The following is a 17,119-nucleotide window of genomic DNA, read 5'->3' on the forward strand; positions in this document are numbered from 1 at the left end:
TCCTGTATTTTTTAATTTAATGACAAGTATATGAGGTCTCTTTTGGGCCTCATGTTTACTTTTTCCCTTCGTGCTGTATGTTTTAGTCTCAATTTTTTGTTAGGGGCATAGTATGTCTGCTTTGTTTCATTACGCTTTTCATGTTACTTCTTTGGAAGAAACTCGCGACTTTTATACGCAGGTTCTAGGTTGTACAGAAGGGCGAAGTACCGAGACTTGGATCGATTTTGACTTTTATGGACACCAACTGTCACTGCATCTTGGTGAACCAAGCCCAACGACCAATACAGGGCGTGTAGGAGAACATTTTGTTCCTATGCCGCATTTTGGTTTGATTCTACCGTTGGAGGAATGGCAAAAGGTCGCCAAACGATTAACGGAAGCAAATGTCGCATTTGATCTCGCTCCGAGTGTCCGATTTGAAGGCATGCCTGGGGAGCAATGGACACTCTTTTTTAAAGACCCAAGTGGTAATGCTATTGAGCTAAAAGGTTTTAAGGATATGGCTCAGGTGTACGCCAAATGATTCCTTTTATTAGTCGAAGTGCTTTATCAGAGCAAGCCGTTTGGGTTGAGGAATTGTCTAAAGCCATGCCTCATGAAGAGATTGCTTTGCTGTCTGAATTAACCGCAGAGCAAAAGCAAGACTGTGATGTTGCGATTGTTGCCAATCCTGATCCTCAAGATTTGCTAGAGCTCCCTTCTTTACGCTGGGTACACAGTGTATGGGCTGGTGTTGAACGTATGGTGCAGAAGCTATCTTCCCCTAGGTTTTCTATCGTTAGGTTAGTTGATCCAAATTTGGCAGCGACCATGTCAGAGGCGGTATTAGCGTGGACATTATTTTTGCACCGAGATATGCCAACTTACGCACAGCAGCAAAGCAAAAAGCAATGGATAGGGCAGCCGATGGTTTTCCCCCAAGATAGACGAATTGGCGTGTTGGGATTAGGTGAGTTAGGCAAATTGAGCGCGCAGCGATTAGCGAATAACGGTTTTTCGGTTTCGGGTTGGAGTCGTAATCAAAAGCAGGTTGATGGTGTTTCGTGTTTGCATGGCGAAAGTGGGTTGATTTCATTATTGAGTCAAAGTGATATCATTGTTTGTCTGCTGCCTTTAACTGCACAAACAAAGGGGCTATTGAATCGCGAGAGATTGGCGCATTTACCTGTTGGGGCAAGTATTATTAATTTTGCTCGGGGGCCGATTATCGATGATGACGCGTTATTGGAAAGGCTAGACTGCAACGCATTGTCTCACGCGGTATTGGATGTTTTTATGCAAGAACCATTGCCGCAAGAGCATCGTTATTGGGAGCATCCTTCAGTCAGCGTATTGCCACATATTTCAGCCCCAACGAGTCCTTCCAGTGCAAGTAGCATTGTTGCCAAAAATATCAATCACTATCGATTGACTGCTGAAATACCTTTAGCGGTAGACCCTGTTTTAGGGTACTGATTTAGAAAACCAACTTTTAATTATCAAATCTATCTAAAAATGGAGTTTGCTATGCCGCATTGTATTGTTGAGTACAGCCAAAATTTAGAGCAAGAAGTGCCGCCTGCTGACCTTTTAGAAGCAGTGAAAGACGCATGCATTGCCTCAACACTTTTCTCTGTTGAAGATATAAAGTTGCGCAGCTGCCCGTATAAAAACTTTTTGACCGGTGGTCAGGAAGATGCTTTTGTCCATGTGACATTGAAGGTGTTATCAGGGCGAACGGTAGAGCAAAGAAAGCAACTTTCTCATTTGGTTCTAGAAGCACTAACACAATTTCCACTAAAGAATGTTAGTTTCTCTGTGGAAGTGAGTGAAATGGAAACAGATACCTATGTAAAAAGGGTCGTTCTATCTCAATAACAATGACATATAGGTCGCTTGTAAGGATATATTGATGAAAGCCATTGTATGCTCAATGATGCTTATTCCTAGTTTGCTTTGGGCTGAGACTAATACGGAAAATCTTTCTAAAGAATCAACGCTAGAGCAAGGTGTTAGTCATTCCCAAGAAGAGGTGTCTGAGCCTTATTCGCCAGAAGAACCAGAAGTGCCTGAATCTATTACCCAGCGAGCAAGAGAAGCCAACGGGTTGTTTAAACAGAGAGAAAGCAGAGAAACGGCGACATCCAGCAACCCTTTTGTATTGACTCCCCATAAACCGAATTATTTTTTGCCAATTGCCTACACTTCTAATCCGAATGATCGTGCATTTTTGGGTGATCAAGCGGATTCTGAAAAGTTAGACAGCGTAGAATTCAAGTTTCAGTTGAGTGTGAAATTTCCGGTCGCTTATGACATTGTTGGGCGTGACACCAGTTTGTGGTTTGCTTATTCACAACAGGCATACTGGCAAGCTTACAACAGCGGTATTTCCGCGCCATTTCGTGATACCAATCATGAGCCGGAAGCTTTTATTGTAACCAAGCCCAAAAATGGCTTTTTAGGCATTAAACCTAATTATATCTCCTATGGCTTTAATCATCAGTCGAATGGTCAATCGGGTGACTTGTCTCGTTCTTGGAATCGGTTTTACGTGGACTTCATGTTTGAGAAAGGCGATACCGCTTTTTCTTTCAAGCCTTGGTACCGCATTCCTGAAAGTGCAGAATTAGATGATAACCCTAACATTGAAAACTATTACGGCTATGGCGAATTTAATGTAATTCATGTTATTGATGATTACACGATCGATGTGATGTTAAGAAATAACCTAAAGTCATCGGATAATCGAGGTGCGATTCAAGTTGGTTTTACCTTCCCATTGTGGGGAAAAACGCGCGGATATGTACAATATTTTAATGGATATGGACAATCTTTATTGGATTACAACCATCAGACACAGTCTTTGGGAATAGGGATTATGCTTACCAATTGGTTATAAAGTGATATCCGTCATACCCATATTAATAAGAGTCAAAAGTGCGAGTAGGATGGTCTGATCGCTTAATCTAGCTGTCACTAAGTTGTCACAAGAATGCCATGGAATGGACATTTTATTGGTTTATGTTGAAAACAAGACAAAAACCAGTGAGGTGATAAGTATGAACCTGCTTCAGAATATCCACGCCGTTGACGTACTAACTTTTTCTTGGTGTATGGCCCGCAAACATAGGGCGGTGTTAACTCGCTTAGGGCGTGCTATTTCATTTTCTGCCGATGGCCCATTTTATGCCGTGGCGGCGCTTTTATTCTGGTTTACTGGCTACAAGGAGCTGGTACTGGTAATGGGTGTGGGCTTTTTGCTTGAGCGCATTGTTTACCTTGTAATGAAAAAAGGTTTTAAGCGCAATCGTCCTGCCGATGCACTGGATAACTTTAGTAGTTTCATTATCCCCTCCGACCAATTTTCTTTTCCTTCTGGGCACACATCTGGCGCATTTTTCATCGCATATTGTGTGTCAGAATGGTTCCCGAGTATGAATCTTATGCTGTATTTCTGGGCTGCAAATGTCGGCTTATCACGCATCTTTCTTGGTGTGCATTTTCCAACGGATACAGTAATCGGCGCCTTGTTAGGTAGCACCTGTGCCGCTGTGGCTATAGGGATGTTGGTATGAAAATTTTGTATGGCGTTCAGGGAACCGGCAACGGTCATATTACTCGTGCGCGGGCAATGGCGGCAGAAATGCACTTAGCGGGTATTGACGTTGATTTTGTATTTTCAGGCCGACCACCTGAAGACTATTTTGATATGGCAGTGTTCGGTAATTACAGAACATTTCGGGGATTAAGTTTTGTTGCCCGAGATGGTCAGTTGGATCTCTATTCAACGTGTAAAAGAGCAAAGTTTGCTAGATTGTATCGTGACATCCGCTCGTTAGATACGCGCGGCTACGATCTGGTGATTACGGATTTTGAGCCAATAGTTGCATGGGCATCAAGGCGACAAGGTGTTCCCTGTATTGGGTTCGGTCACCAGTATGCGTTCAAATATGACATACCTCGCTATAAGAAAAATCGTGTGGCTCAATGGGTGATGGCGAACTTTGCACCAACAACAACCCAGTTAGGCGCCCATTGGCATCATTTTGGCTATCCTATTTTACCACCACTTATTCACGCTCAAGAGATAAACAATAGGCCAGATTCTGGCTCTGTCTTGGTTTACCTTCCCTTTGAAAACAGTGAAGCGGTGCTGGAGTGGTTAGAAGGTGTGCCTAATTACCGCTTTCGATTGCATTGTAAAGATATTGACCCTGGTGTTTATGGCAATGTGGAAGTCTTTCCATTTGGCCGAGACTTGTTTCAAAAGAATCTTAGTGAATGTGAGTCGGTATTGTGTAATGCAGGTTTTGAATTGAATTCAGAGGCGTTACAACTTGGGCGTCGTATTTTGGCCAAGCCTTTAAAAGGTCAAATTGAGCAGCATTCGAATGCAATCGCCTTAGAATCATTAGGCGTGGCAAAAACGAGTGATGTGTTGAATTCGCATATTATCCAAGAATGGCTCGAAACGAGTCGAGTGGTTCAGATATCGTATCCTAATGTGGCTCGCGCCGTGGTGGATTGGTTGCAGTCTGGAAATGATGTGAGTTTGTCTGACTTATGTGAGTCTTTGTGGCGACAAACCCCTAATGTTCGTGGCATTGATTTTTCGTTACCAGTGAACAAGAGTGCCGCAATAGCCAAGCCTCGAGTGAAAAATGCTACAGCCTAATGTTAGGCTGTAGCATTGTTTTTACGGATATCTAGTGTTTAGCTGTTAAGCGTCTGCTGGAAAAATTCCACAGTACGATTCCACGCCAGTTCGGCATTTTTCTCATCGTAACGTGCGGTTGAGTCATTATGAAAACCGTGGTTGGTTTTAGGGTAAATGTAGGCGGTGTAGTCCACGTTATTCGCTTTTAGTGCTTTTTCGTAATCAGGCCAAGTATCGTTAACGCGCTTGTCTAATTCAGCGAAATGCAACTGCAGTGGTGATTTTATCTTATCTATTTGGGATTTGGCTGGCGTTCCATAAAAAGGCGCACCCGCATGAATGGTATCCGGCATAGCCGCCGCTAACGTATTCGTTAAATAACCACCATAGCAGAAGCCCACCATACCGACTTTACCTGTGCTAAATGAATGGTTTTTGAGTAGGCTGGCTGCGTCCATGAAATCCCCTTCAATTTTATTACCATCTAGGGTTTTCTGCATGGCTCGGCCTTCATCGTCATTACCAGGATAGCCACCTAACGGAAACAATGCGTCTGGTGCAAACGCAATAAAACCTACTTTTGCTAAACGGCGCGCGACATCTTCAATATAAGGGTTAAGACCACGATTTTCATGAGCCACTAGGACAGCTGCTGCTTTGTTGTCTGCATTTACATTTTTGGGCACTACTAAATATCCACGAGCTCGACCATGGCCATTTGGCGAATCATACTCAACATAGCTTGCGACTATGTCTGGATCGTTAAATGACACTTGTTCTGCTAATGCATAGTTTGGTGTGAGTGCCCCTGCAACGACAGAGAGTGTTAAGCCAGTAACACTTAGTGTGCCCAGTCTTGATAGAAATGTTCGGCGATCAATATCACCATGTGCGTATTCGTCATACCAGTCAAATGCCTCTTGCGGAATGCTATCGGTTGATAGTGGTTTCGTTGTTGATTTCTCTGTCAATAAAGTCATTACAATTCCCTTCCTTTTAGCTGATAAAAGTGAGTAACGCATACTTTAGAACTGGGTTCTTAAAAGTGGTTCAATAGATACGCAGATAAAACGTGCTTAGATGATAATAAGATGATCTTTTTTTTGATTGAGTACGTATTGAGATTAGCAGAAAGAAAATATTAGACTAAATCAGGCAATATTATTTGATGCGGTCAACACAGCAAACTTTGTAGGAATGGACGCGAATGATACGTAAAATGCCGATTATTATTACCGGTGGGGGACAACGTTTAGGTCTTGCTTGTGCTAAGGCATTGGTGGCTAAAGGCTACAACGTCATTATCACTTACCGGAAAGCACGAAAAGACATTGCGGTTTTAGAAGAACAAGGTATTACTTGTATACAGGCTGACTTTTCAACTTCTGCAGGGGTTGATTCGTTTACGTCTAATATATTGGAACGGTATTCGGCGCTTGGGGGCATTATCCACAATGCGTCAGAGTGGGAGTCTGAAGAAGGCTGCTCGAATACGGCAATATTAATGGAAAATATGTGGCAAGTGCATGTATTTGCACCTTATCGTATAAATCTCGCCTTTGAAGCATTATTATGTGCGGGCGCTGAGCAAGATGGGCAAGCAGATATTATCCACATGACCGATTATGTGGCTGAAAAAGGCAGTGATAAGCACATTGCTTATGCGGCAAGCAAAGCAGGCTTAGCGAATTTGACCAGCTCATTTGCCAAGCGATTTGCACCACACATTAAAGTGAATAGCATTGCCCCATCATTGCTGATGTTTAACAGCGGTGATGATGACGATTATCGTAGCAAAGCATTGCGTAAATCTTTGCTTCGCAAAGAGCCAGGTGAGCAAGAAGGTGTGCTAGCCGTACAGTACATATTAGACAGTCTTTATATGACAGGTCGAACCTTGTCACTAGACGGAGGACGACATTTGGTTTAATCGCCAAATTAAGACTTCTTTATTTTGAACGCCTTCATGTCATGAGACAGGGTTATGAAACGTAGGACAAAGAGATGGAAGCTAATCTAGCTAAGCAAACCAATTTAAATCGCCTTGAGTTGTCTAGTGAGGCAACCAAAGTGCGTGATGCCCTAATCAAAAGTGGTTTAGAAACCCCTATGATTGATAACGGCCTAACAAGCGAAGAAAAATATCAGCGAATTAAAAGCGCATTTGAAGATGTGGTATCGACTCTTGGGTTGGATCTGACCGACGATAGTTTGGCTGAAACGCCTCATCGTATTGCTAAAATGTACGTAAAAGAGATTTTCTCAGGTTTGGATTATGCCCAGTTTCCAAAAATCACTGTGATTGAAAATAAAATGAAAGTGGATGAGATGGTAAAAGTGAGTGACATCAGCTTTACCAGCACTTGTGAGCATCATTTTGTTACGATCGATGGTTTGGCGAAAGTAGCGTATTTGCCTAAGAACAAGATCATTGGTTTGTCTAAGATAAACCGTATCGTTCGTTTTTTTGCGCAACGTCCACAAGTTCAAGAGCGTTTAACACAGCAAATTTTGGTGACATTACAAGCCCTGCTTGAAACAGACAATGTAGCGGTCAGCATCAATGCTGTGCATTATTGTGTGAAAGCGCGTGGCGTAATGGACGCAAGTTCATCTACTCAAACGACAGCATTAGGCGGTTTGTTTAAACGCAGCGATAAAACACGCGGTGAGTTTCTAGCTCGATAAATGACAAACCAGTGTTGTGTCTATAATGTAAAAAGAGCCATTTAAGAATGGCTCTTTTTTTATGGCTTGCACTAGCGCTAGAATGCTTATTTTAGTTGGTAGTATGAATGATATAGAGAGGCGGATATGACCGATAAAAAAAATGTGTGGTTTCCCGCAAAAGACAATGGTTGGGGCTGGGGGAAGCCTGCTACGTGGCAAGGGTGGAGTGTGCTGGTCACCTATTGCTTGGTTGTGATGCTGGTGAGTTTCAAGTTCGATCCAAAAGTTGAGTTGCTCAACTGGGCTATGGCTGTTGTTGTTTGTACGATTGGCTTACTGGGTATGTATGTCTGGAAAGGCGAAGCACCAAATTGGAAATGGAAAACCATCGAAAAAGAGAAACGTAAATGGTTTAAGTAGCCGCATATTACTGATCATTTTAAGAGCGGAAAGCCTAAAATGATCAGTAAGGGAAACGCTGAACACTTTAAGGTGTTTATTGTTCCAAGGTATCTCGTTTTAATAAATTGGGGAACAAGTACATCCATAATCCCACAACCGCAATGGTGCCAACACCGCCAACTATAATCGCGGGCACAACGCCAAACCATGCTGCGGTGACCCCAGACTCAAACTCTCCAAGTTGATTCGAACTGCCAATGAAGACAGAGTTGGCTGCGCTGACTCGGCCCCGCATGTCGTCAGGTGTTTCTAATTGAACCAATGTAGAGCGTATGACCACGCTTATCATGTCTGATGATCCAAGCAAGACCAGCGCGATCATAGATAAAATAAGATTTTCAGATAGCCCAAATAGAATCGTCGCCACGCCGAATACGGCAACCGCAGCAAACATGATTTTGCCCACGCTATGGGTCAAAGGTCGGCGTGCCAAATAGATAGACATGAGTAAAGCGCCAACCGCTGGTGAACACCTTAGTAAACCAAGCCCCCATGCTTCGGTATGCAAAATGTCTTTTGCCACAATAGGCAGTAAGGCGGTAGCACCACCTAATAACACCGCAAACATATCCAGTGATACAGACCCCAAAATGACTTTATTACCTCGGATGAAGCGCAGCCCACCAAACAAATGCTCCATACTTATAGGAGACTTAGTTTTCACGGTGAAGTTGTAATGTAAGAAAAACATAATGACGCAAGAGACTAAAAAGCAGCTCATGCTGGAAAGGTAAAGCGTGGTTGGTCCAATTAGGTAAATTAAGCCACCAAGCGCAGGACCCGCAATCACCGAGATTTCACGTGCAGAGGCGATGGCGCTAACAGCGCGAGACAATAATTCATTGGGTATAAGATTTGGAAGAATGGCTTGATTTGCTGGCATTTCGAATGCCCTTGCTGTGCCAAGAAGCGCGGCACAAAGGTAAATCATATTGGCGGAAATGCTGTCAGTGATATTTCCATAGGCCAAAATGCCAACCGTCATCGCCATGGTAAAGCGTGTACAAACACAAATAAGGCGACGGTTATAGCGGTCTGCTACGTGACCAACAACCAGTGTTAGTAGTAACTGTGGGAGAAACTGGCAAAGTCCCACTAGCCCCAATGCCATTGGGCTATTGGTGAGATCATACATTTGCCATCCAATACCAACACTGAGCATTTGAAAGGCAAATGAAGAGGCGATTTGCCCAATCCAGAAGTGAACAAAATTAGGGTGTTTAAACAGTGGTGGCATGGACTTTTTATCGCCTTATTCGTGAATGCTTGCACAGATTGAGCCATAAACTTTACCAAGAATATGGTAATATAGTCGTCTGCTTTATCAGGATGATAAATTGCCCTTAAGAAACTAACAAGCTTATACCCCAAGCCTGTTTTAAGTTAATCGACACTATTTGTGGGTTAATCGATCAGTTTGACACTAAGGAATCACATTGGATACCTCTCAAAATCCTAATGCTTTTAATGAAAAAATATCCCGCTGGCTCTTGCTGTCTTGTTTGATGGCGGCGGGAATCGGGCAATCGTTTATTTTCACCTCGTTGCCACCTATTGGTCGTGAGATTGGTTTGGCTGATGTTCGAATTAGTACACTCATCACAGCGGGCGCAGCGACATTTGTAGTAGCTGCTTTTCTATGGGGCGGTATTATTAACCGAATTGGTCGAATGCGTTCTGTCATTATCGGGATGAGCAGTTACGCGGTGACGATTGCCTTAACCGGTTTTGTTCTGCAAGAAGCGCTCGCTAGAAATTTGTCCGCAGAGCAAACCTATTATTTTGTGTTTGTATTACGTATTGTTTTTTCTCTTGGTATTGCGGGGGTTTTGCCTTCTATTCAAACCTATTTGATTGCGCATACTGATATCAAACGCCGTAGTTCAACAATTGCGATGATCGGTGCATCTTTCAGTATAGGAATGATTTTAGGTCCTGCCTTTGCTTCTTTACTGAGTAGCTTAGGATTGACGGCGCCTTTTTATATCATTGCTCTTTTGGCTGGAAGTGCGGCGTTGTTGGTGGTGTTGTTCGTAAGAGATTCTAAGCATGTTCGACAACGAGAAAAACCACCGGCAATAAATTGGCTTGCTCAGCCCGTCATGCCATTTTTGTTTATGTCCTCTTTATCGATTTTATCAATGACTGGCGTACAGCAAATCATGAGCTTTTTGATTCAGGATAGGTTTCAATTAGACGTCGCGCAAACGACTCATCAGTTAGGGTTTGCGATGATGACCATGTCTTGTTTTAGTATTTTAGTGCAAATGATCTTGGTTCCACGATTTCAGCTAGGTGTTGTCACGCTTATGTTTTCTGGTGTGGGGATTGGAGTGCTTGCACAACTGGCGTTTATCTATTTGGATTCGTATACAGGTGTGCTGATCGCGATGGGGTTATTTGGTGCAGGTTTTGGCTTCTTATTTCCTGGGATAGTGACCGCACAAACTCTTTTGGTAAAAGATGAACAACAGAGTCGCTTGGCCAGTATGAACGCATCAATGCAAGGGCTGGGCGCCGCGCTAGGTCCGGTTATTTTAGCGTCACTGTATCAGCTAGGGCAGTTGGTGCCATTTTTTGGGCTGATGTTTGCGTTACTCTTTATGCTGGTGGTTTTTGTTTATTGTAAACAGAAACTAAAGCATGTTTTTTAGCTAATTTTTTTAGGAATTGAGTTTGGCTTGAGTGACTTGTCTTGGGGATATCCCAAAGTGTTGATGAAAGCGTCGACTAAAGTGGCTCAAGCTTAAATAGCCCACTTCATAACTTACCTCTGTCACTGAACGTTTTTCTTGTAAGCGTTCATAGGCACGGCTCATTCTGCGCTGGTGCTGATACTCTAACGGTGTACAACCAAGTTGTCGTTTAAAGCTTTCGTAGAAACGGCTGCGACTCATGCAAGCCATCTTAGCCAGTAAGTTAATATCCATTGGTTGGGCGAGATTTTGTTCAATCCATTGGATGACGCAGGTTAAGCCTGTTGCGTCAGGTGAATGCTGCGTGAAACGCAACAGGGCATCTCTACCATGATGCCTAATAATGCGAGTAACCAACTCACTAACGCCAAAATCAACAAGCAAGTCTCTGTCTGGGTCATTGCGTAGAAAGTCACTGGTAAGACGGTCGATAATTTGTTGGGTAGCTTGAGTATGTAATGTATGTAGATGTTGGTTTGGGTCGATAGGGCTACCTGAAGGCAATGCGGATACCATGATGTCATTCATGCGGTCACATATTTGCGCGACTCTTTCTTGTGAAATAGCGATGGTCAAACAGGTGGTTGGGTTCTGGTATTGAGCCTCTGGGAAATCGATAAAGACTTCCTCTTCAGGCGCTAGGATGAAAGATTCGTGGGGCAGAAATGGAATATTGTCATGCTCTTTGGTATGCATGACCTTTGCTCCAGTGACCATGCCGCAATAAAGCAAGGTATCGGCTTTTAAGCTGACTTTTTGGGCCTGCTCATAGGTATCGTAAATACTCAATTCTGAATGCGGTCCTGCGAAGCAGACACGGTTTTCGATCAGTTGAATTGGCGCACGTTTGTGTTGCATCAATGTTTTCTCTGTCGAGATAGAGCGACTCATTTACACACCCCTTTCGTCTTAATATTTTTTATTCTAATTGTGTGACGTAGCGAACTCTCTTCTTATCATCACTCTTGGTTGCTCATGGGTCAATACAAAAGCAGAGCAGAAATGGATTGCTAGACAAACTTCATGGACTCACAGGCAAGTTTTCTGTTCGCTTTCTTCCTACTCTTAGTTCCAGTGTTAACGAAAAACAACAAAAATGGAGAGTGTTATGATCTACGCCAAACCTGGTACTAACGGTAGCCTTATTTCCTTTGAAGCTCAGTACGGTAATTTTATCGGCGGCGAATGGGTTGCCCCTGTTAAAGGTCAATACTTCGACAATATTAGTCCTGTTAACGGTGAAGTGTTCTGTCAAATTCCTCGTTCTACTGAAGAAGATATTAACCTTGCATTGGATGCGGCACACGCTGCACGTGCTGCATGGGGAAAAACATCAGTTACAAATCGCTCCAATATTTTGCTAAAAATTGCCGATCGCATCGAGCAAAACTTAGAAGCCCTTGCTGTGGCAGAGACTTGGGATAACGGCAAAGCGGTTCGTGAGACTTTAAACGCGGATATCCCACTAGCCGCAGATCATTTCCGTTATTTTGCTGGCTGTTTGCGAGCACAAGAAGGCAGTACGGCTGAACTAGACGAACATACTGTGGCGTATCACTTTCATGAGCCATTAGGGGTTGTAGGTCAAATTATTCCGTGGAATTTTCCGATTTTGATGGCTGCATGGAAACTGGCTCCAGCGCTTGCAGCAGGTAACTGTGTGGTTCTAAAGCCAGCAGAGCAAACACCTGCGTCTATCCTAGAATTAATCAAAGTGATTCAAGACTTGTTGCCGCCGGGTGTGCTGAATATCGTTAATGGTTACGGTAAAGAAGCTGGTGAAGCGCTTGCTACCAGTAAACGTATTGCCAAAATCGCCTTTACTGGCTCGACGCCAGTGGGTTCCCATATCCTAAAATGCGCTGCTGAAAACATCATTCCGTCTACGGTTGAGCTGGGCGGAAAATCACCTAACATTTATTTTGCTGATGTTATGCAGCAGGAAGACGCTTTTATTAGTAAGTGCGTGGAAGGTCTAGTGTTAGCCTTCTTTAACCAAGGGGAAGTGTGTACTTGTCCTTCTCGTGCTTTGGTTCATGAATCAATTTATGATGATTTCATGGCGCTAGTTATTGAGCGTACCAAAACCATTAAGCGTGGTAACCCTCTTGATACCGAAGTGCAAGTTGGGGCTCAAGCGTCGAAGCAGCAATTTGATAAAATAATGAGTTATATCGACATTGGTAAGAAAGAAGGCGCAGAGTTATTAATTGGCGGTGATATTGAAGCTGTCGATGGCTTAGATAAGGGGTTTTATGTTCAGCCAACCTTGTTTAAAGGTTCTAATGAAATGCGTATTTTCCAAGAAGAGATTTTTGGACCAGTGGTCAGTGTAACCACTTTCAAAGATGAAGCGGAAGCACTTGCTATCGCCAACGATAGTGAATTTGGCCTAGGTGCTGGCGTTTGGACGCGTGACACAAATCTTGCCTATCGCATGGGGCGTAACTTAGAAGCGGGTCGCGTTTGGATGAATTGCTATCACCAATATCCTGCTCACTCTGCGTTTGGTGGATACAAAAAATCGGGTGTGGGTCGTGAAACGCATAAGGTTGCTCTAGAGCATTATCAACAAACAAAAAATATGTTGGTTAGCTACGACATCAATCCTTTGGGCTTTTTCTAACCCTGTGGACGTTTAAGTTCGGATAGAAGGATACAAATAGTCTGCATTTCTATTTGTTGACTGTTTTGAGCTAAGCCAGTGTGTCACCCACACTGGCTTTTTTTGTTTTTAAGCAGGCTTTTATTTTTTGTACAACTAGTCTTGAAACGTCATAAATTTGCCTCTTTGCTAGATGTGCCGTTATATAGCTGAAAAAATGAAGTTTCCGATTGGAAACTTCATCTAAGAAGTGATAATTTCGCCTCATTAGTAGTCCGTGTTATACAACTTAAATGCCGTTCGAGAAACATTGATCGACAGAGGAATAAAGCGATGGCAATCAGTTTATTTGATCTTTTTAAGGTAGGGATTGGTCCCTCTAGTTCCCATACTGTTGGCCCTATGATTGCGGCGAACCAGTTTGCTCATCAAATACAAAACCTTAATCTGGAATCAAAGGTAAGTCGTTTGAAAATAGACTTATACGGTTCGCTCGGTGCAACAGGCAAGGGACACGGAACAGGTGTAGCTGTATTGATGGGACTGGAAGGGGAGTTGCCTGAGCTGATTGACCCAAGCGGTGTCAATGAACGAGTAGCGGCAATTGAAGCATCTTCAAAACTGAATCTATTAGCACAGTACCCTATCTCGATTAATGTTTCGGCGGATCTTATTTATCATCGAATTGATCGCCTCGATTTTCATGCAAACGGCATGGTGTTGGTTGCATTTGATGAACAAGGCAATACGCTTCATCAAGCGACTTTTTACTCTGTTGGCGGTGGCTTCATTGTCCAAGAAGACGAGCATGGAAATGTAGAGTTAGTTGAAGACACAACAAGGCTTCCTTATGAATTTCATAGTGCTGAGGAGCTTATTAAGCTTTGTCGAGATAATGACAAAACTATCGCTCAGATTATGATGGAGAATGAGAAGTACTGGAGAACGGAAGAGGAAATAAAACAAGGCATTCTTTCTATCTGGTCTGTGATGAAGTCCTGTGTTCAAGAAGGCATTCGTCATGAGGGGATTTTGCCTGGTGGCTTGAAAGTTAAACGAAGAGCCGCGAGCCTTTATCGAGATTTAACCAGCAAAACTCGTATGGATATGATTACTCCTTCTTTAGGGGCAATGGATTGGGTTAACCTTTATGCCTTAGCAGTGAACGAAGAAAATGCGGGTGGTGGGCGTGTTGTTACTGCTCCAACAAATGGTGCTGCGGGTATAATCCCTGCTGTGTTGCATTATTACTGGGAGTTTTGCCCACGTTCTTGTGAAGAGGGGGTTATAGATTTCTTTTTGACCGCAGCGGCAATCGGTTTACTGTTCAAAGAAAATGCATCTATTTCAGGTGCTGAAGTCGGCTGTCAGGGAGAGGTTGGCTCTGCTTGTGCTATGGCAGCAGCAGGACTTGCGGCGGCAACGGGTGGCTCACCTGAGCAAATTGAAAACGCTGCTGAAATCGGTATGGAGCACAATTTGGGATTAACATGTGACCCCATTGGCGGGTTGGTGCAAGTACCATGTATAGAGCGGAATGCCATGGGCTCGATAAAGGCCATTAACTCGGCAAGTATGGCGCTTCGTGGAGATGGTACTCATTATGTATCTCTTGATAAGGTTATTCGTACGATGCGAGATACAGGCAGAGACATGAATGACAAATACAAAGAAACATCGCGTGGTGGTTTAGCTGTGAATGTGATTGAGTGCTAATTTTTTTATAAAACATGGCTTGTAATAAATCGGTCATATTTCTGTAGTATCTTTGCAACAAGTGCCTTTGATAGGCACTTTTTTTTATCTCAGCGCGTACCATTGTACTGAAAAAGTTTAGGGGTTTTTATCTGTAGACTCCCAGTGTAGAATGACGCGAAATTTACATTTCACCAAAATGTAATGGGATGACTTGAGAGCCAGATGAAATTTAAATGCTGGGATGAGCATGTCATTACCTACTCAGGCTAGCCTTGGGTCAGTAGTGGTTTGGCAAAGATTAATGATAGAAAGAAGAGCCCTTATGGATCTTACAAATAACCCGAAAGAAGAATCCACTTTACTGAGTGGTCATGAGTACATCCGTGTACTAATTGCGTTAGCATTTGTGATGCTATCTGGATTTTATGCCTCAGCGAATGGCGTAGGGATTTCTAACTTATCTATTTTGGCTATTGCTGCTGCCATTGGTGCTTACATGGCCATTAACATTGGCGCAAACGACGTTGCCAATAACGTTGGTCCTGCCGTTGGCTCTAAAGCTTTGTCGATGACAGGTGCGATATTAATTGCTGCTATATTTGAAGCTGCTGGAGCGTTAATTGCTGGTGGTAATGTCGTTGGTACGATTAAAAATGGCATTATTAACCCTAACTCTATTGGTGATGCTGAAACCTTTATCTGGGTGATGATGGCAGCACTATTAGCGGGTGCTATTTGGTTAAACTTAGCCACCTACTTAGGCGCACCCGTTTCAACAACTCACTCTATTGTTGGTGGTGTACTTGGCGCTGGTGTTGCCGCTGGCGGTTTGGATATCGCTAATTGGGACAAATTGATTGCTATTGTTGCTAGCTGGGTTATTTCACCTGTCATGGGTGGTGTCATCGCGGCGTTGTTCTTGTTCTATATAAAGCGTTCTATTACCTACAAAAATGACATGATTGATGCAGCCAAAAAAGTTGTGCCTCTACTTGTTGGCATGATGGTATGGGCGTTTTCTACTTACCTTATCTTGAAAGGTTTGAAAAAGCTGTGGGAACTGGATTTCATCACCGCAGCCTTGATTGCTTTTGCTATTGCATTAACCGTTTATTTCTTTATTCGCCCAATGGTAGACAAAGCTGCGGCGGCATTGAAAAATGATAAGGACGCTGTGAATAGCTTATTTACTTTGCCTCTCATTGTGTCTGCTGCACTGTTGAGCTTTGCTCATGGTGCAAACGATGTCGCAAACGCAATTGGACCATTAGCTGCGATTAACGATGCTTTGTTGACTGGCGCTGTATCTGGAAAAGCCACTATTCCGCTATGGATTATGATGGTAGGTGGTATCGGTATTGCCGTTGGTTTGGCACTATTTGGTCCTAAGCTGATTAAAACTGTTGGTTCTGAAATTACGGAATTGGATAAGACCCGTGCTTTCTGTGTGGCAATGGCAGCAGCGATTACCGTTATTATTGCTTCGCAACTAGGCTTACCTGTTAGTTCTACGCATATTGCTGTGGGTGGTATCTTTGGTGTGGGCTTCTTGCGTGAGTATTTGAAGCAGTCTTATGAGAAAAAACTGGCGTCAATTATCTCTCACTCTGAATCTGCAGGTCACAATGGCCAGCAAACACAAGAGTTCGTAAGACGATTCACGCAGGCTGATGTTGCTGAAAAGCGCGCAATCTTGAAAGAATTGAAAGCTGCACAAGCCGCTTCGCCAATTTCTTCCGCTGAACGTAAAGGCCTTAAGAAAGCGACTAAGAAAGAGTTAGTTAAACGTTCTGCTCTGTTGCGTATTGCTGCGGCTTGGGTAATTACAGTACCTGCCTCTGCAATATTATCGGCAGCTATCTTTTATATGTTGCTTGGTTTTTCCGTTTCTCGATAGAAAAGCCCTCTCTATAAACAACAAAAGATCAGTATTTCTGGTCTTTTTTTGTTTTCAAGAGGGAAAGGGTGTTATATAAACTAGTATTGCTTGTTTAAATTTAGACTAACCTTCAATCTACTTCAGTCTATACTTAAAATACCTTCCAAAGTATTGTGCTACTCGGTGATACGATATTGCTGTTAAGTGATGCGTGTTTTGATAGTGAGACACGTTGGTTAAGTTAAGTAAACTCGATTAAATGTAGAAGACGATTTGTTCGATTGTGCTTTTCTCTTTTGGGCTACGAGAATGTTTTCCATGACAAGCTTTTTTAAAAAAAGAGACGGCGCGCCTTTAAAACCGATACAGGATGTTGAAGAAGTTTTGTTTGCAAAAAAAGGATAAGGCAGAGCTTAAGCAGAAATGATTTGGGACAATCTATTTTGTTAGAAATAGCGCAATAAAACGGT

General features: G+C 43.0%; 16 protein-coding genes. 13 read left to right on the top strand and 3 right to left on the bottom strand.

Going from position 1 to position 17,119, the window contains the following annotated elements:
* The first annotated feature begins 112 nt into the window (after positions 1 to 112).
* The 6 genes from DFP75_RS00155 to DFP75_RS00180 all read left to right on the top strand — a co-directional run bounded on the left by DFP75_RS00155 (position 113) and on the right by DFP75_RS00180 (position 4,657).
* Positions 113 to 526 (top strand): VOC family protein, encoded by a 414-nt coding sequence (locus DFP75_RS00155; protein ID WP_110571496.1) that lies wholly within the window; start codon positions 113 to 115, stop codon positions 524 to 526.
* Positions 523 to 1,458: a 2-hydroxyacid dehydrogenase gene (locus DFP75_RS00160; RefSeq protein ID WP_110571497.1), complete on the top strand. Its 936-nt coding sequence runs from the start codon at positions 523 to 525 to the stop codon at positions 1,456 to 1,458. The genes DFP75_RS00155 and DFP75_RS00160 overlap by 4 nt, the downstream gene beginning before the upstream one ends.
* 51 nt (positions 1,459 to 1,509) lie before the next feature.
* Positions 1,510 to 1,860, top strand: coding sequence for a 5-carboxymethyl-2-hydroxymuconate Delta-isomerase (locus DFP75_RS00165; RefSeq protein ID WP_110571498.1), 351 nt, complete (start codon positions 1,510 to 1,512; stop codon positions 1,858 to 1,860).
* Between the two features lie 34 nt (positions 1,861 to 1,894).
* Positions 1,895 to 2,881, top strand: coding sequence for a phospholipase A (locus DFP75_RS00170; RefSeq protein WP_110571499.1), 987 nt, complete (start codon positions 1,895 to 1,897; stop codon positions 2,879 to 2,881).
* Between the two features lie 160 nt (positions 2,882 to 3,041).
* Entirely contained in the window at positions 3,042 to 3,557 is a 516-nt protein-coding gene (locus tag DFP75_RS00175; RefSeq protein WP_110572755.1) for a phosphatase PAP2 family protein, read from the top strand.
* Positions 3,554 to 4,657, top strand: a complete 1,104-nt coding sequence (locus tag DFP75_RS00180) for an MJ1255/VC2487 family glycosyltransferase (RefSeq protein WP_110571500.1) — start codon at positions 3,554 to 3,556, stop codon at positions 4,655 to 4,657. Before DFP75_RS00175 ends, DFP75_RS00180 begins: the two co-directional genes overlap by 4 nt.
* 38 nt (positions 4,658 to 4,695) lie before the next feature.
* Here the strand turns inward: DFP75_RS00180 and DFP75_RS00185 are convergent, their stop codons facing one another.
* Positions 4,696 to 5,619, bottom strand: coding sequence for a dienelactone hydrolase family protein (locus DFP75_RS00185; RefSeq protein WP_110571501.1), 924 nt, complete (start codon positions 5,617 to 5,619; stop codon positions 4,696 to 4,698).
* Between the two features lie 227 nt (positions 5,620 to 5,846).
* Between DFP75_RS00185 and folM the strand changes: the two genes are divergently transcribed.
* From folM to DFP75_RS00200, 3 genes are all read left to right on the top strand, one after another.
* Positions 5,847 to 6,569, top strand: a complete 723-nt coding sequence (gene folM, locus DFP75_RS00190) for a dihydromonapterin reductase (RefSeq protein WP_110571502.1) — start codon at positions 5,847 to 5,849, stop codon at positions 6,567 to 6,569.
* 74 nt (positions 6,570 to 6,643) lie between these two features.
* The gene (folE, locus tag DFP75_RS00195) at positions 6,644 to 7,327 is read left to right on the top strand and encodes a GTP cyclohydrolase I FolE (protein ID WP_110571503.1); all 684 of its coding nucleotides are present in this window, start codon (positions 6,644 to 6,646) and stop codon (positions 7,325 to 7,327) included.
* A gap of 126 nt (positions 7,328 to 7,453) precedes the next feature.
* The gene (locus tag DFP75_RS00200; RefSeq protein WP_110571504.1) at positions 7,454 to 7,729 is read left to right on the top strand and encodes a hypothetical protein; all 276 of its coding nucleotides are present in this window, start codon (positions 7,454 to 7,456) and stop codon (positions 7,727 to 7,729) included.
* A gap of 76 nt (positions 7,730 to 7,805) precedes the next feature.
* Here the strand turns inward: DFP75_RS00200 and DFP75_RS00205 are convergent, their stop codons facing one another.
* A complete protein-coding gene (locus tag DFP75_RS00205; protein ID WP_110571505.1) occupies positions 7,806 to 9,008 on the bottom strand; it encodes an MFS transporter in 1,203 nt (400 codons plus the stop codon).
* Positions 9,009 to 9,207: 199 nt separating this feature from the next.
* Here DFP75_RS00205 and DFP75_RS00210 point away from each other — a divergent pair, with 199 nt between their 5' ends.
* Positions 9,208 to 10,425 carry an MFS transporter gene (locus DFP75_RS00210; RefSeq protein WP_245926895.1) on the top strand — a complete coding sequence of 406 codons (1,218 nt, stop codon included), beginning with the start codon at positions 9,208 to 9,210 and terminating at the stop codon, positions 10,423 to 10,425.
* A gap of 9 nt (positions 10,426 to 10,434) precedes the next feature.
* Here DFP75_RS00210 and DFP75_RS00215 read toward each other — a convergent pair whose 3' ends face one another.
* Entirely contained in the window at positions 10,435 to 11,358 is a 924-nt protein-coding gene (locus DFP75_RS00215) for a helix-turn-helix domain-containing protein (protein ID WP_110571506.1), read from the bottom strand.
* Positions 11,359 to 11,575: 217 nt separating this feature from the next.
* Between DFP75_RS00215 and exaC the strand changes: the two genes are divergently transcribed.
* The 3 genes from exaC to DFP75_RS00230 all read left to right on the top strand — a co-directional run bounded on the left by exaC (position 11,576) and on the right by DFP75_RS00230 (position 16,667).
* Positions 11,576 to 13,093 carry an acetaldehyde dehydrogenase ExaC gene (exaC, locus tag DFP75_RS00220; RefSeq protein ID WP_110571507.1) on the top strand — a complete coding sequence of 506 codons (1,518 nt, stop codon included), beginning with the start codon at positions 11,576 to 11,578 and terminating at the stop codon, positions 13,091 to 13,093.
* Positions 13,094 to 13,405: 312 nt separating this feature from the next.
* Positions 13,406 to 14,788, top strand: coding sequence for an L-serine ammonia-lyase (locus tag DFP75_RS00225; protein WP_110571508.1), 1,383 nt, complete (start codon positions 13,406 to 13,408; stop codon positions 14,786 to 14,788).
* Positions 14,789 to 15,092: 304 nt separating this feature from the next.
* Positions 15,093 to 16,667, top strand: coding sequence for an inorganic phosphate transporter (locus DFP75_RS00230; RefSeq protein WP_110571509.1), 1,575 nt, complete (start codon positions 15,093 to 15,095; stop codon positions 16,665 to 16,667).
* The last annotated feature ends 452 nt before the right edge of the window (positions 16,668 to 17,119 follow it).

It is taken from the genome of Marinomonas alcarazii (assembly GCF_003208215.1).
Taxonomy (GTDB): Bacteria; Pseudomonadota; Gammaproteobacteria; order Pseudomonadales; family Marinomonadaceae; genus Marinomonas; species Marinomonas alcarazii.